Origin of the sequence: Simkania sp., assembly GCF_965215465.1 — a bacterium.
Taxonomy (GTDB): Bacteria; Chlamydiota; Chlamydiia; order Chlamydiales; family Simkaniaceae; genus Simkania.
This window is the reverse complement of the sequence record NZ_OZ244056.1, coordinates 2,393,669-2,409,344: the sequence shown is the minus strand read 5'-3', so window position 1 is coordinate 2,409,344 and position 15,676 is coordinate 2,393,669. Positions and strand designations below refer to the sequence as shown.

The following is a 15,676-nucleotide window of genomic DNA, read 5'->3' as shown; positions in this document are numbered from 1 at the left end:
ATCGGAAAGAGAGGGATTCGAACCCTCGGTACCCTCACGGGTACGCGTCCTTAGCAGGGACGTGCCTTCGGCCACTCAGCCATCTTTCCATTAGCAAGCAATATTAGACATTTATTTCATTTTCTCGCAAGGCAACAGTTCTGTTGGGGTCTCTAGATTAGGCTTTCAAGTTCCAAAAAATCCTATCAAATGACATAATCACTCCGAATTATTTAGGAAAAACGACTGCGATGAATAATTTAAATTTACAGAGTGTTGCGACGAAATTTCTCTGTGGCGCTTTGTACTATCAATTTGCTCCACAGTCATGGCATCAAGGGGCATTGGTTGCACAGATCTCTGGGTATGCCATGTCGGCTCTAATGACTGCTGCACTCAGTCGCCATCAAGACGAAAGTGTTGTCAGGAAGATGGAGTTGTTTTCTCCTTTTGTTGTCATTGGTTTTATGACGTTTTTTCAGGATATTTCTTGGAAAGTGTATCTACTCTCTACAGCAATCTTGGGAAGCATTCAAGTTGCAATCGACATCTTCCTTCGAGCGCTTCATCAAGGGAGCTTTTCGAGCTTATTTCCTGGAAGTGGAAATAGGACGGAACCTCTTTGGACGCATGCTGCAGATGGATCAGTTTTATTAAACAAACTTCCCCCTCTTTGTTTTGATGACAGATACATTTTATCAAAAGAGAGTGATGGCAGATTGCATGGAAAACGAGACGAAGCTTCGCAGTTTTCGTTGCAGGAAGGTAGTGTGTTTTTACTCGAAGGTTTGGTTCCTTGTATTGAGTTTCAATGCGATGCTTTAACTCCTCTCATTAATTCTCTGGCAATTACACAGAATGCAGTCCACACTTCTTCGAAGGGGAGTGTGAATTTTCCAAAAGAACTGCGCGAGACCATGCAACTTCCCGAAAAGGCTTCTTCTTGCTGCTGGTGCTATCCTGTTTTACTGGATCCAGAGCGGGCAGAAACAACGATTCATGAAATCCGAACAAATCCAGAGATTCCAAGTTTTTTAGTTGGGCTTCTTTTACATGGAGGATTTGCGTTTTTTGACGAGTCAGGTCAACTTCTCACAGTCAGAGCTATGACAGAAAGTGAAACGACTTCGCAGACCCTTATTACGAAAAACACGATGAGTGGCGGTCTATTGCCGGATCGGGTTCGCCAAGAGTTTGAAAGTGGGGTTGAAAAGGCAAGCGGATTAGGTGAGTGGGAGATCTATCCAGGAGGAATTGCCTGCAGCACTGCCCATCAAGTCACAATGCCGCATCTTCAAGACCACTTAACACATTATGCTTTTTTTCCCGCGAACGTTTTGCTTCAACAGAGCTGGAAATGAGTGCTCCCTTTGGTGCGTTTGTGTTTCGTACAAAAGACGGGACACTTCAAGTTGTCCCCCTTGGAAAAGAAGAGCCAATTGCTCATCAGTGTACTGGCCAGGAATTAAGCGATGAAGACAACTGCAGACTCCGTTTGAATCTTAAGGAGATTTTAGAAAATCCACGCGCGCTTTTTCGAGCGTTTCAAAGAAGCCTCGGAGAGGATTTTTCTTTGGGTTATAGAGGAGGAGTCTATTTCGAAGGTGGACAATATTCTGCCACTGAAAATGAAATCTTGATTCAGGAAGATAATATCTTGCATACAATTGCGCTTGATGAAGAAGGGAAGATTACATCAACGAAACAGACTGTTTTAGGAGGCTTTTTTAGTTCGAACAAGGAAACAACTTTTAAGGCCGAGGAGGCTCCAGAAGAATTAACTGAAAAGCTCAGACATTTCTATGAGCAACTGATGAGTTGTTGTTATTCCTATGACGTCACTAGAAATAGGGACATTTTTGGGCGGAGAGATAGAGTTGATTTCAATGTGACGAATGAAGGACCAGCAATTGCACCGTTTAACTATTTGCGACTTTTTACCAACTTCATCAAAAACAAAATCGAACCGAGTATTCACATTTTTGACCTCCACCAGCGTCAATTCATTGGCACGGATGCAGAGGGTTTAAGTCGGACTTTTATTTCTGCGCTGATGAAGGGAATCGTGCATTCTCGTTATTTTTACGATAAAGACAATGAGGCTTTTTTCCCTTGTAAAAAAGGATCTTTGTCTTCCAATGATCGCGCATTCTATGACCAGTTAGGAACACTTTTGGCCCATTGTTTTACAAGTGGAGGAAGCTTTGTCACAGGACATGTTTTTCATGAGACTTTCTTTCCGACATTGCTAGCTTTTACGCCTGAGGAACTGAGCCATGCGGTCTTGCCTCCAATTGGTGTTGAGAGAAAACTAGAGCTTTTTCGAACCTTCATTGGGGAGGAACCTGCTTATCTCAAATTATTTGAGATTTTAGATTCGAATGATATTTCTTCTCTAGATGACACCCTTCTTGAGGTTTATTTGGAAGGATATTTGCCAGATGATCCTAAGCCAAACATGAAAACCGTTAAAAAAGACTGGAGTAAGACATGGAAGGTAGAGGTACGCAAGAGATTTGTCGAAGCAACAGAAAAAATGGGGGCATACAATATAGAAGCGTTGCATGCCATCGCGTATCGCTTGTTTAAAAGTGTGAATGTGCCTTTTGGCGTCTCTGTAGCCGATCGCATTCAAGGCGTTGTGGATCCGGAAGTTGTTGCAAAAAGCATCGATACTTCCTCACAAGATGGAGCACTTCGAATAAAAATTGAATGGCTAAAAGATTGGATTAAAGAGACAGACATCAAAAATGTGAAGCTGTTTCTCGAATTTGTTGGGGGAACACGAGGTCTTCCTCCAGAGCAAAAAATCAAAGTTCTGCGGTCTGATTCGGGTTCATCCCGCCTCAGTAGTGCGACTTGTTTTTGGAACCTTTATATTGGAACTGGAAGCGTTGATAAGACAGGCCCAAAAGGATTCCACTCCACACGTGAACGATTTATCGAGTGTGTTCTCGAATCGATCAAAGTCGGCGGTTATCAAAAAGACTGATCAATCCAATAATGTCCCGTTGAGGGCATTCCAGTAAGACGTTTGGTGAGAACCATCGCTATTTTGCGTTGTGATGGCATAGACAGGAAGATAGATTTCATGCGTTTGTCGAATCGCAAAATCTTCTCCAAATGCAGCTTCAGCAACACGCATAATTTGAGATTTCGAATAGTTACGCGTCATCTTCTCTGAATGCTTAGAGTTTTTTGAAATCAGGGGAAAACTCACTTGCGTGATAGGAGTAAAAGCCATTTTTGGTGATTCAAGGTGAATGCGGTAAATTCCCTGATGGCAGACAATCAGCTTTTTCTTAATGCACCGTTCAATCCAGGCGTCGAGTAGACCCCCTTCAAGATTTAGCGAATGAAAAAGAGTTTGGCGGTCAGCCTTGTTACCATGATGCGCAATGGTACTAATGATTTTCAGTTCGTAAGGGTCGGCTCGCATGTGAATGCAATCGGCAAACCCGTGCGACTTTTCCCAAGTTTGGGTATCGAGAACCATCTCTCCATCCATCAAATCCCAAAGAATCACACCTTCTCCCGTTGTCTGATTGGTGCGGGTGAATTTGACTTCCATTAAGAGAAAAGGTTGGTAGATTAGCGAGTAATCCCCAAACTGTTCACGACTATCTTTCAGCTGTTTAGAACGGTCATTGCCCATGATTTGATTTGCTGTAAAGCGAGGCTCTAATGCAGAAAATGCGCTAGTTGGCAAATACTGAATGGCCCGGTCTTTGATTTCAGGGTGAGAGTCGGCGACCCACCAAACCCCATAACCTAAAGAACCTAAAAAGATAAGAGTGAATAAGAATTTAAACATTGGACCTATATTTTATTTATATTCTGGTTTTATTTCCATTCTTTAACACATCCTCGAATTTCTGCTTGAAAAAGAGCATAAGCGAGAAACGCGTCTCGGACAGTTGCTTTTGTGAGTTTCCCTTGGATCTTCACTAAGGCAGAGCCTCTTAAGAACAGATCTTTGAGCTCTTCCAATGTGTAGGCATCGTTTGCAGCAATGGCTTCAGAAAAATCTTGAGCGTTTTCAGCTTTGGCTATGACCTTTCCTAAGAAGAGGGGAATCGGTTGGCTTAAGATCCCCGAATCAGGAGAAATTTCCCCTAAATAAATCAGTTCTAAGGCAGTTGCCCCTGTTTCTTCTTGGAGTTCGCGGCAAGCAGCAGCTTCAATCGATTCTCCAACATGGCGCATTCCACGAGGAAGTTCAACTTCCCAACCACGCGTTGCATGTCGGTAGTTTAAATTCACCAAGATTCTTCCGTCGGGCAAAACGGGAAGCACTCCCACGCCAGCAGGTCTTTCAAGGCCACTTTTCCATAAGATACGATCATAGGTACCCAATGCCCCAGATGGAAAGCGCACAGCATCTCGAACCCAATAGAGGTACTGATCCTCATTGATAATTCCGACGCGGCTCCACTCTTTTGCTAGCTCTGATGAGATGCCCTTTTTTAGGAGTCTCTCTTCTGCAATGGTCTCTGCTTTTTGAATCGCTTCATCGGTGAGGAGAATTTCGATTTCTTGGTTTTCTCCTAAAGGCCCAAGAATTTCGGGATAGAAATCGAATAAAGCAAAATAGTCTTTCTCTGCTGCGCTTAACAAGAGGGGAAGAAATAACAGGAGGAAAAGCCGTTTCATTCTTTCGCAAGCTCCAAAAAGATGTCGATGTCTGAGTCAACTGTTTTGAGCCCCATTTCCCAGAAATCTGGTTTCGTGAGATCAACTTTTAAATGTTTTTGGGCAAGGGATTCAACGGTCATTTGCCCGGTATCCTCAAGCAATGCGATATAAGAACCTTCGAAGTCTTCTTGCTTGGAACCTAGCTCGTGGATGCCTAGGCTAAAAAGATAGCCAAAGGTGTAGGGAAAGTTGTAAAATGCTGTTTCAGAGAGTTGGAAGTGCATTTTTGCTGCCCAAAAAAGAGGGTGATAGGAACCCAAAGCGTTGCCATAGGCTTCTTTTTGAGCCTCTTCCATTAAAGTGTTGAGTTCTTCAGGTGCCACAAAGCCTTTCTTTCGTGCCTCATAGAAGCGGGTTTCGAAAAGAAATCGTGCGTAAATGTTCATCAGGTAGGCAACAGAGCGGCTTAAGTGATCATCTAAGATGAAAAGCTTGTCTTGTTTAGACTTAGCTTCTTGTATCGCGGCTCTTGTCACAGTGATTTCGGCCATCGTCGAAGCCGTTTCAGCTACGTTCATCCGAATATCTTGGGCCATTCCTGGCAGAGAACAGGTCACAAAGTTGTGATAGGCGTGCCCGAGTTCATGTGCAAGAGTGAAGAGGTTCGTCATTGTCTCTGCATACGTCATGAAAATGCGACTTTGTTTGGAGACAGGAAATCCAACGCAAAAACCGCCGGGATATTTGTTTTTTCGGTCTTCCGCATCAATCCATTGATCCTCTAGAACATCTTGAGCAAACGCTCCCATTTTTGGACTAAAGCGATTAAAGTGTTTAATGATGAAGGCTGCAGCATCTTCGAATGAGATTTTTTGTTTGACTTCACCAATAGGTGCTTCTAGATCGTACCATTCCAACTGAGACAGCCCTAGTAAATCCGCTTTACACTTCATATAGGCTTTAAGTTTTTCTCGATGCTTTTCGATAGCGCTCCACATGGCATGAAGTGTTTTTGCATGCATGCGATTGTCTTCTAGGGGCTCTTTTAAAACTTCATCCCATCCCCGTTTTTCATAAATGGCGAGTCTAAAGCCCGCTAAGTGATTCAAGGTTTGGGCAAACAGGAGTTGTTTTTCCCGAAATGCTGCATCGATACTTTTGAACGCCGCTTGTCGTTTCTCTCGGTTAGGGTCGGCCATTTCATTTTCAATCTGACTAAAAGAGAGTTTTTTTTCTTCAAAAGGAAATGTCATGTTTCCGATGACAGCATCCCACATTTGAGGCCAACCATGAAATCCATCCACTGCAAAATCATTGATAAAGGCTTCTTCTTTTGCCGGGAGCTTTTCTTTGGCTAGACGCCTTTTTTCACTGACGCCAAATGCAATAGGGGAGATTTCATCTTCTTCGAGGAGAGCATGAAACGTTTGATCGTCAAGAGTTTTTAACCATTCATCGAGTAAAGCTGCAGTATTGGCAAACTGAGCTCCCAGCACTGTAACTTGGTCTTGTAAAAAGTGGGCCTCAGAGTCGGTCACATCTTGAGCATTCAAACAGACGATCAGGCGGCTCAGTTCGTGGTAGTGTTGGGAAAGGTTTTGGAGAGTGAGAATGGCCTTTTTGATATCGGCTTTGGCTTCAATCACTTTATCAAGCTCTTCAATCTGCGCTTGCAACGTTTCAAGAACTTGCTTTGGAGAGCTTTCTTTTGAAAAGCAATCTAAGTCCCATGTTTGAGATAATTTCATCCTTGTCATCCTCTCGTTCCTAAGGCTATAGTATATGCAAGAGTTTTGCAGCAGGCAAGGAAAAGAATGGCAAACACGATCCATGTTTTATCCGAAGAGACCATCAACCTCATTGCAGCAGGCGAGGTCATTGAAAACCCAGCAAGTGTTGTGAAAGAACTCCTTGAAAATGCTGTAGATGCTGAGGCCACTCGGGTCACTGTGGAACTTCAGGGAGGAGGATTTAAGCTTTTAGCTGTCAGTGACAATGGAAAAGGAATGAGCCGTGAAGATCTGCTCCTCTGCTTAGAGCGGCATGCGACCTCCAAAATTCGAATTGCCGACGATCTGACGTCCATTTTTTCAATGGGGTTTCGGGGAGAAGCACTGGCCTCCATTGCGGCGATTTCCAAAATGCGCGTCACGTCCTGCAGGAAAGAGGAAGCCTATGAGCTTTATGCTGAAGGAGGAAGGATTCAATCACTTGAGCCCGCTTCGCGCAATCCAGGAACAACTGTAGCGGTTCATGCCCTCTTTTATAACGTTCCAGCGCGTCGAAAGTTTCAGAAGTCAGCACAAAGCTCACAAAATGCCATTGTCAAAATGCTGACAAAGTTGGCTCTGGCTCATCCTTTCTTAGAGGTCAAATGTGTTGCTGATGGTAAAGAGGTCTTTTCCTCGTTTATGAAACGGCCTAAAGAAAAAGAAGCAGTCACTCATCAAGTCATCGAAAAGGTTTTAGGACCTGAATTTTTAGTTGGAGCATCAGAGATCCATCATCAAGAACAAGGGTGCTTTTTGCATGGATTTGTTGGTCCACCTCATGAGTGTCGAAAAAATAAAGCGGGTCAATATCTCTTTGTCAATGGCCGAGCTGTCCAATCGCCAGAAATTTCACGTGCCATTTATGAAGGATATGGAACGCGCCTTCCCTCAAATGAACATCCGACATTCGTCCTCCATTTGACACTGCCATCTGAGTGGATCGACGTGAACGTTCACCCACAAAAAACTGAAATTCGACTGCATGAAACGAGTGAGATTGAACATGTGGTTAGGATAGGGGTGTTTGAAGCATTGCAAGGAGCGGTGACTTCAAAACCCACAAGCGAGCCGAAGTTTGAGGCGGTCGCCGCATGGGATACGCCTCTCGAAACCACGTTTGCATTCCGAGAAGAAACAGAAGAAACACCGCCACCTCAGCTGCCAACGCAGTATCTTCCAATCATCGGTCTCTATTCCCATTATTTACTTCTCGATGCGGCCGGCATCGACCTTTCCATTGCAGGTTCTGAAGGTGTCATTCTTGTTGACTTACAAGCTGCAAAAGCACAAATCACGTTTGAATCCATCTTAAATCGCTTTGAGCAAAAAGGAGAAATGCAAACACTTCTCTTCCCCATCACTTTTGAATGTGCCACCCACGAAAAAGGGCTGATTGAAAGTCATCTTCCGACTCTTCAAAAGCTGGGGATAGCGATTCGCTTGTTTGGGGAAAACACCTTTGTCGTCGATGCTTTAGATCCCCACTTGGATGAAACTGAGGTTGAAAGTCTCGTTTATGAGCTTGCTGAAATATTGCACCAATTTGGCGATGATGAGCACTTAGTCAAAGAGCAGCAAAAAAAACTTGCACTCAGTGTCCTCCGTTATGCAAGATCAGAAAAAGAGGGTGCAACTTTGGAGCAAGCTCGAGCAATTGCAAAACAACTCTTTTCGCTCAGCTCCCCATTTTATGGCCCAACAGGTAAACCGACTTGCATTTTCATGAGTCAAGATGAAATCGAAAACTATTTTCGTTAGAAGACAAAAAACTCTAAAAACGCAGCTTTCCCAATGGGGAGTTGATTGTTATTTGTGCGATAATCCAACAGATATTTTTTATCTTACAGGGATGCAACTTTCACTAGGTCGACTCCTGATCAATTCTCGATCAGTCACACTTTTTGTGGATGGCAGGTACTACGAAACAGCCAAAACAAAAGCTTGCTGCAATGTCAAAAAGATGGCGGAAAAAGAAGTCCTCAATTTGCTTTCCTCATCGGCTTGGAAAGACGTAAGAGTGGTCGGCTTTGATACAAGTACCTCTTACATTCGCGTTGAGAAGTTTAAAAAACAACTGCAAACCTTGAGGAAGACGCGTCGGTTAAAAACTCCTTACCGGATGAAGGGATTAGTCAGACCCATTCAACATTTGCGCGCGATCAAAGATGCAAGTGAGCTCTCTCTTATCGAAAAAAGTGCTCAGCTTTTATGGAAGGGATTTTTACATGCAAAAAAACAGTTAAAAGTTGGAGTTGAAGAAAGAGAAATAGCTTTAGAGTTTGAGTTCTATTGCCGCAAATTGGGCGCGGAAGGGATGTCTTTTACTCCTATTGTCGCGTTTGGAGCAGGTTCCGCACTTCCACATTATCCTACGGGAAAAAGAAAACTCAAAAAAGGCGATATTGTCTTAATGGATCTGGGAGTTCGCCTCAATGGGTATGCAAGTGACATGACACGGACATTCTTTTTTGGAGAAGGAAAAAAAGAGCTCACACAGCTCTTTCACGTAGTCAAAGAAGCAAAGCAAGCAGCGCTTGATCTTTGTCGTCCAGGTGTGCCTTTGAGCAAGCTCGATGAAGCGGCGCGCAAAGTGATGAGAAAAGCCCGTCTTGAAAAGCACTTTCTTCATAGTTTAGGACATGGTATAGGGTTGGATGTGCATGAATCACCGAACTTTCGCACGGATGACACGGAGCTCACTGCTGGTATGGTCATCACAATTGAACCCGGACTTTACCTGCCAGGAAAAGGGGGAGTCCGCTTAGAAGATATGGTGGTGATTACAAAAACGGGGCACAGGAACCTATTTAGATGACGTTACGTTTTCGCCTTTTTATCTGGGTCGGCATTCTCTTTATTCTCGCGTTCACGATTTCTTTCTTTGTCGAGGAACATGTCACCCGAACCAACCTTTTGAAAACTCGCGAAAATTTGCTTCAAGAACTCTATAAAGTCAATGAACAGAAACGAAAGTCAATTGAATCGTACATTGCTGATATTCTTTGGAAGCTTCAAGCGAGGATTGATTCAGTGCTTCAGGGCGTTGCCAATTACAAAGTGGTGCAAAAAGGGTTTGCCCCTACAGAGGAAAACCTCACAGATGGAACCTGGCTTGATGCTGCATCGCTGATGATCACAAATCAATGGCTTGGATTTGTTCAAAACACTTCAGATGATACGACGATGTCAGACATTGTTGTTCATTCAGATGAGCTGACAGATACCTTTCACTTTCCTCTTCAAGATAATATCCATCTTGTCGCAATGGAAGAAACCCGGGGCCCTAAAAATTGGAGTGGTCCCTATATTGGAATTAAGTTCAACCTCAATACAGTTCAGCAACAGGAAGACACTTTTCATGCGAAAGAAGCTGATGAAAATTATTATGTCTACTTCAAGCCTGAAGCACTTTTGCGAATTGATGTGACTGGTAAAACGTTTCCAAATATCGGTCTCTCAGTCAATTTATTAGAGCCTTTTCTCAAATGGATCGAAATTCCCTACCGTTCGTTTTATCTTGAAAGCTTTATCTCAAGCGTTAAGGAAGCGCAGACTTTATTAAAAAGTCGTCCCGATATGATTCCGGCAGAAGAAAAGTGGGCGGAAATGATCCAGAAAAAAATTGCGATGCATCCCAATCGCGATGGAGCTGATTTCAAGTGTTTTGACTACGTTCATGAGAGAACGGATGTTCAACTAACACCTGCCGAATTTCAAAGTAAGACGGAGATTTTAAAATACGTCAAAAATTACATCGAACATTACAACAAGGTCGGGCTGATTTGGGGAGTTTCTGCCTTAACAGACACGAAACTTTTTGGGCACAGTCCACTTAGTCCTGATGCTCCTTTGGGAATGGGTATGCTCGATACAGAATCGTTTTGCGGGAAGGGACTTCGCAGTGATCAGGTTTTTCGCTCAAAGATTCAATATGACGTTCAAAAAGCAACTGAAAAGTTAAAGATGCCTGTCGATTTTATCTTGCCCCACTTAGATGTGATCACACCATCAGACTTTCACCATGTCTTTTTTGGAAACACACTGAAATTGCAAGATCCGAAGACCGGAAAAACGAGCTTTTTAACATTAGCAGCTCATGAGGGGCCAGTCCTATCTGCGCTTGCACGGGCGACGCATCAAACCTTGATGTTTGTTTCAAATGGAAAAATTATTGCGGTCTCAAACCCAAGAGGAGAGGAAGTTGCTCAAAACTCTCCGTGGTTTCAGGCTCCCGTAGAAAAGTTAATGGGACAAACTTCTGGGGTGGTCACATTTGGAGGAAAAGAGTACTTCTTCCTTCACATCTCGCCCTATCATGAAGCAGACCTTCACTTTTTTGTCTTCAATCTTAAATCGAAAGAATTTCAATTTATTGATTCCATCAATGAAGGGACGGAAGATCTCATCGAAAAACTATCGATGCAAATGCGTGCTGCTGCAGTCATCGCCTTGGTCATCGTTTTATTTCTGCTAAATAACATCGCAAAACGGGTCACCAAACCAATTGCCCACTTAGCAGAAGTGACTCAAACAGTTGCTGAAGGAAAGCTGCACGAAATTGAAATTCCTAAAGAAACCGATAAAAAACGGACCGATGAAGTTTATGCCCTGTACCATGCCTTCTTTGAGATGGTTAAAGGGCTTCGTGAAAAAGAAAAAGTTCGTGGAGTTTTAAACAAAGTCGTTTCGAAAGAAATCGCAGAAGAGACCCTTAAAGGAAATGTCCAACTAGGAGGTGAAGAAAAACGGGTCACAGTTTTCTTTGCCGACATTCGCAATTTTACAGCCCTCACTGAACGGATGGATCCAAAAGATGTCATTCACCTTATCAACAGCTGCATGACCCGCATTTCTGAAAAGATCGACCAATATGGTGGAGTGATTGATAAGTATGTCGGAGATGAAGTGATGGCTCTTTTTGGAGCTCCAATTGAGAAAAAAGATAGTGCGCTCAATGCAATCAAATGCGCTGTTGATGTGATCGCATCCTTTTCTGCTTGGAATCAAACGAGCCCAGTTCCCATTGAATTGGGGATTGGAATCCACACCAGAACGGTGGTTGCAGGAAACATGGGGGCCGAAAATCGTTTGAACTATACCGTACTTGGTGCCAACGTTAACTTAGCTGCGCGGCTTTGTGATCGTGCTGCGCCGAGACAAATTTTAATTAGTAGCGCAACACTCGATGAAGAAGATGTGAAGGTTAACATCGATTGCGAGCCACTAGATCCTATCGAACTTAAAGGCTTTACAGAGCCCGTGCCGGTATTTTCCGTCACCAATTATAAACGATGATAAAAGACATATTACTCATTGCATGTGGTGGGGGAATAGGAGCGGTCTTTCGCTTTCTCTTTTCTAGAGGAGCACAGTCACTCCTAGGTCTAGCTTTTCCTTATGGCACACTTCTCGTTAATCTCATCGGAGCATTTTTCATCGGCCTCATTTCAGTTTTACTCATTGAGCGGGGAGGGCACTTTGCCCAGGACCTTCGCGCCCTACTCATGATTGGATTACTAGGTGGCTTTACAACCTTTTCGAGCTTTTCTTACGAAACACTCGAACTATGGGAAAATAGAGAGCTGTTAAAAGCGGCGTTTTACATCCTTGTCTCTGTAGCCTTTTGCCTCATAGCAACATGGTGCGGCCTAACAATTGGGAGAAAAATATGAACCTATTTCAAGTCCCAGAATTTTTTTCATTTCAGCCTTTTTGTCATCTTTTGGCGCTTTTCACTGAGCCCTTGACTCATGGACAATGTGACTCAGTGAAAAGCGCCAAAATCTGCTCAAAAATTCACGAAATCTCAAAAATCTTTAACTTGGAATAGGTTCATGTCCAACATTTTAATCGCACGCGTTTACATGACCGAGTCGGAGCACCATTTAGAGTCTGTCTTGAAGGTCTTACACGATGACGTCAAAGTGGCCCATGTCACAGTCTTTAGGGGGATTGAGGGGTTTGAAAAAGGAGGAAAGGTTCAAGCTTCTAAATTTTTAAGTCTTTCGCTAAGCCTGCCACTTGTTGTGGAGTTTTTCGATGCTCCAGAACGCATTGAGCAAGCTACGGAAAAAATTAAAAAATTAATTGGAGATATCAGGATAATAACTTTTAGTGGATCGTTAAAATAAATAATTCTGTTTGTTTTGATTCGATATGTCCATGTAATGACAGTCTTTAATAACTGGCTGTGACAGAAAAGTGGGCAACTTGTGATTGTTTTCCTATGACACTGTTCTTATGAATTTTAAATCCCCAGTCTAAACGCGCTGTTAAGTAAGGATCTAATGTATACCTTAACCCTGGACCTGCGCCCATAAGCCATTGGGTCTGCTTAGGAAATGGTTCTGAAGTGCCAGAGTCAAAAAAGGAAAATTTGTTGCGTCCTACGGCATAGTCAAGGAAGACAAGAATTTGAAGAGCATCGGTTGCTTTGCGCCATTTTTTGCTGATGACTGGTAGTGGGGGTGAACGAAACTCAGTGCTTAACAGGAAAATATTTTCTTTGTTTACCACTCTCTCGTCATATCCTCGGACTGTGTTATACCCTCCTAAACCATATTCTTCTGAAGGAAGAAGGTTTTGGCTAGAGATTTGCCCTTCACCACGTATACGAAGGGAAAAGTCTAAGGGAAGTTTTTGGAGATAAATTAAGGCTCCTCGCCAGTAAACGTAATTCATTTTGGCTTTCGGGGTTAGGCTGCGGTAGTCTTCATTCGTCTGGTCGGGAAGCCAGGTTCCTGGAGAGTAAAATAGGTTGGTTTCAAAGTCGAGGCGGAAGCTGTCGCGTTGGTAGTCACCAGCATAGCCTAGGACAAATTGAGTGAGTGTGGCATTGTCTCCAGCAATGGGAATGGGCCCGCCATAAATCGTTCGGTTATTCATGCGCTTCCAATCAAAACCGATGATGAGATCGTGTATAAGGTAACGCCCTAGGAAAAATGGAATGATATAGCGTGCACTGGCTTGGCCACTATAGCCATCCCCTTTAATGGAGCGTTCAACAACGCGTGTGGATCCATCGGCAAGCAAAACTCCTTCTGCAAACACTGCGAGCTTAGTATTGACGGAAGAGTACCCTCCAAAGATGTTTAAAAGGTGACCCCAGGGAAGTCCTGCTGTGTACTGAATCGTATGAGCCTGAAACCTGTGAAAATCATCAGAAGTTGTGTATTGATAACCAAACACATCTCCTCTCCAAAACATGTTCCCAAAATTAACACCGGCAAAGAGACGGTTTCTGCCAGTAGATTCGACTCCTGTGTTTTCAATTCCGGCGTAAAAACGGTAGGGCCTACGATCAGCAATATGAAAGGTGATGTCGGTAATTCCGGGTTCTGTGCCGGGAAGGTACATCATATCAGCATGCCGGAAAGGATTGCGGTTGATGAGGTTTAAGTTGCGAATGAGCTCTTTTTCATCAAGAGGCTCCCCAGAATTGACTTTAATTTGATCACGCAAACAGTTGTTAGAAAAATACTTGTTTCCTGTTACAGAAACATTTCCAACTTGAGACTCTGTGACAATGAGCTGGAGTTTTCCTGAGGTCAGTTCTTGGTCAGGAGCTTTTACAAAGACAACAGGACGTCCATTGTCTTTGAAGTAGGTGGCAACAGTTTGTTTGATCTCATCAATGAGTTCGATGGAAAGAGGGTTTTGCTGATAGATCTTCTGGAGTTTTTGAGCTAAACCAGATGCGCCTCCTGGAATATCTAAGTCAAGGATTTCAACGCCTTCAACGTCTTTTAACTTTTTTTCTGATAAGAGATTTTCTTTTCTGGGGACTAAAACAATCGCTTCAAGCTTGTGGGAGCTGTCTGACTCACTATCTTTGCCAGTGTAGATGGTGTCACTTATAGAACTGGCCTCTAAACTTGTACACCATAAGCCAAAAAGTGTGAGTATGATTAGGAGGCTGCTAGGAAGAAGCTGCTTAAAGGCCGTGTTATTTAATCTCATAAGGCTATTTTTGTATCAAAGTCGGGTTTATCTGTCCAAAAAATATCATCTTCAAAAATGAAAGCGCGATAGGGCGCAAAGGGAGAAGAACACGGACAATAATGTCCATGGTAAACATGAGAGCGAGTAAATCCCGGAGAGGGAAATTGTCCAAATTGAATTGTTGGAAGCAAGTTTGTAAATTGTCCAATGACGCGACTCATCGTATAGCTATCTGATAGATACGCCCCTATTTTGTAATAGATTGTGAAAGAGGGTCCAACATAAGAGCCGTCGGGATAGTAGAGAACCCACTTTTCTGTGTTGGTATCCACTCCAAAAGGACCTGGCGTGAAAGTGCCCCCGTTTAAGGTTGTTTCGAAAGTGTTTTGTGAGCGTCGTACAGTATATACCCGCATTTCTCCTGGGGCTGTGATGACTGCATCGGACTCGACTAATAGCTGACCTGTTCCTCGATCTGGGAAGTTCGGGAATTGATTATCTGTAACCAAAGTCATATTTGCACTACTTGTGACAATGGGGATTGATAGAGTGCCGTTGAGGAATGAAAGGTCACGACCCGCGATTAAGTCAAGGTTTCCTCCAGCAGAAACTGTTGTGTCAGTCGCAATTGCATTGGCACCTTGAATGATCAAGTCTCGTGAAGAGGTAAAGTTGATTGAGCCTGCGGAAGAAATCGTTGCTCCTTCATTGAGAATGATGTCGCTAAAAGATTCTCCGAAAATTGAACTGGATCCTGTCACAGTTGCTTGCTGGATTAAAATACCGTTTTCGCTGCCTGCCCCTCCACGACCTATGATGCGTAATCCTCCGCCAGCCGTAACGGTTGTGCTAACGGTATTGATATTGACTCCAAAGCTTGAAGCAGAAGAGGGGCCACTACTTCCAGTGATTGTGATTCCTGAAGGAGTTGTGACGGATGCTGTGTCTGTAATCTCAACTCCAGAGTTCTGGTTCCCAGTAGAGCCTCCTGCAATGCCTCCTATGGCGATTCTTCCTCCTGTTGTTGATACAGTTGTTCCACTGTTTTCAACTAAAACACCACTGCACTGCCCTGTTCCGGCTCTTCCTCCAACTCCTGTCAGAGTAATACTACCAGAACCATTTGTGACCATGCTGCCTGCTGCGATTTGAACGCCGTGATTGCTTAAGGATAGAGCATTGACACCGCCGACTCCAGCTAAAAGGATCGCGCCAGAAGTGGATGAAACAAGAGCGCTTTGGGTCATAAAGACTCCGTTATTGCCTGTTCCTGCTGAGCCCCCAGCGACTCCAGTTAAAGCGATATTTCCGCTTGTTGTGGTCACGGATGTTCCAGGATCGTTTAAGAA

At 43.6% G+C, this 15,676-nt stretch carries 12 protein-coding genes and 1 tRNA gene; 7 read left to right on the top strand and 6 right to left on the bottom strand.

The features are described 5' to 3' along the window. Nucleotides 1-2 precede the first annotated feature (2 nt). Nucleotides 3-89: transfer RNA gene (locus ACOOFG_RS11245), tRNA-Ser, on the bottom strand. 141 nt (nt 90-230) lie between these two features. Here ACOOFG_RS11245 and ACOOFG_RS11240 point away from each other — a divergent pair. Both ACOOFG_RS11240 and ACOOFG_RS11235 read left to right on the top strand, forming a co-directional pair. Further along, nucleotides 231-1,340, top strand: coding sequence for a hypothetical protein (locus tag ACOOFG_RS11240; protein ID WP_420421566.1), 1,110 nt, complete (start codon nt 231-233; stop codon nt 1,338-1,340). Next, nucleotides 1,337-2,971 (top strand): hypothetical protein, encoded by a 1,635-nt coding sequence (locus ACOOFG_RS11235; RefSeq protein ID WP_420421565.1) that lies wholly within the window; start codon nt 1,337-1,339, stop codon nt 2,969-2,971. The genes ACOOFG_RS11240 and ACOOFG_RS11235 overlap by 4 nt, the downstream gene beginning before the upstream one ends. On the opposite strand, the gene ACOOFG_RS11230 is transcribed toward ACOOFG_RS11235, so the two are convergent. The 3 genes from ACOOFG_RS11230 to ACOOFG_RS11220 are packed head-to-tail and all read right to left on the bottom strand — an operon-like array spanning nt 2,972 to nt 6,362. Then, entirely contained in the window at nt 2,972-3,793 is an 822-nt protein-coding gene (locus tag ACOOFG_RS11230; protein WP_420421564.1) for a hypothetical protein, read from the bottom strand. 29 nt (nt 3,794-3,822) lie between these two features. After that, on the bottom strand, nt 3,823-4,632 hold the full coding sequence (locus ACOOFG_RS11225) for an NUDIX hydrolase (RefSeq protein WP_420421563.1): 810 nt from the start codon (nt 4,630-4,632) through the stop codon (nt 3,823-3,825). After that, on the bottom strand, nt 4,629-6,362 hold the full coding sequence (locus tag ACOOFG_RS11220) for a M3 family oligoendopeptidase (RefSeq protein WP_420421562.1): 1,734 nt from the start codon (nt 6,360-6,362) through the stop codon (nt 4,629-4,631). The genes ACOOFG_RS11225 and ACOOFG_RS11220 overlap by 4 nt, the downstream gene beginning before the upstream one ends. A gap of 66 nt (nt 6,363-6,428) precedes the next feature. On the opposite strand from ACOOFG_RS11220, the gene mutL reads away from it, so the two are divergent. The 5 genes from mutL (at nt 6,429) to ACOOFG_RS11195 (ending at nt 12,517) form a co-directional block, all read left to right on the top strand. After that, complete coding sequence (gene mutL, locus ACOOFG_RS11215) at nt 6,429-8,144, top strand: DNA mismatch repair endonuclease MutL (protein WP_420421561.1); 1,716 nt, start codon at nt 6,429-6,431, stop codon at nt 8,142-8,144. Further along, nucleotides 8,119-9,201, top strand: coding sequence for a M24 family metallopeptidase (locus ACOOFG_RS11210; RefSeq protein WP_420421560.1), 1,083 nt, complete (start codon nt 8,119-8,121; stop codon nt 9,199-9,201). The genes mutL and ACOOFG_RS11210 overlap by 26 nt, the downstream gene beginning before the upstream one ends. Further along, nucleotides 9,198-11,681, top strand: coding sequence for an adenylate/guanylate cyclase domain-containing protein (locus ACOOFG_RS11205; protein ID WP_420421559.1), 2,484 nt, complete (start codon nt 9,198-9,200; stop codon nt 11,679-11,681). The genes ACOOFG_RS11210 and ACOOFG_RS11205 overlap by 4 nt, the downstream gene beginning before the upstream one ends. Next, nucleotides 11,678-12,058 carry a fluoride efflux transporter CrcB gene (gene crcB / locus ACOOFG_RS11200; RefSeq protein WP_420421558.1) on the top strand — a complete coding sequence of 127 codons (381 nt, stop codon included), beginning with the start codon at nt 11,678-11,680 and terminating at the stop codon, nt 12,056-12,058. Before ACOOFG_RS11205 ends, crcB begins: the two co-directional genes overlap by 4 nt. 162 nt (nt 12,059-12,220) lie before the next feature. Then, nucleotides 12,221-12,517, top strand: coding sequence for a DUF190 domain-containing protein (locus tag ACOOFG_RS11195; protein ID WP_420421557.1), 297 nt, complete (start codon nt 12,221-12,223; stop codon nt 12,515-12,517). A gap of 46 nt (nt 12,518-12,563) precedes the next feature. On the opposite strand, the gene ACOOFG_RS11190 is transcribed toward ACOOFG_RS11195, so the two are convergent. Next, nucleotides 12,564-14,345 carry a ShlB/FhaC/HecB family hemolysin secretion/activation protein gene (locus tag ACOOFG_RS11190; RefSeq protein WP_420421556.1) on the bottom strand — a complete coding sequence of 594 codons (1,782 nt, stop codon included), beginning with the start codon at nt 14,343-14,345 and terminating at the stop codon, nt 12,564-12,566. Beyond that, the gene (locus tag ACOOFG_RS11185) at nt 14,342-15,652 is read right to left on the bottom strand and encodes a hypothetical protein (RefSeq protein ID WP_420421555.1); all 1,311 of its coding nucleotides are present in this window, start codon (nt 15,650-15,652) and stop codon (nt 14,342-14,344) included. The genes ACOOFG_RS11190 and ACOOFG_RS11185 overlap by 4 nt, the downstream gene beginning before the upstream one ends. Nucleotides 15,653-15,676 lie beyond the last annotated feature (24 nt).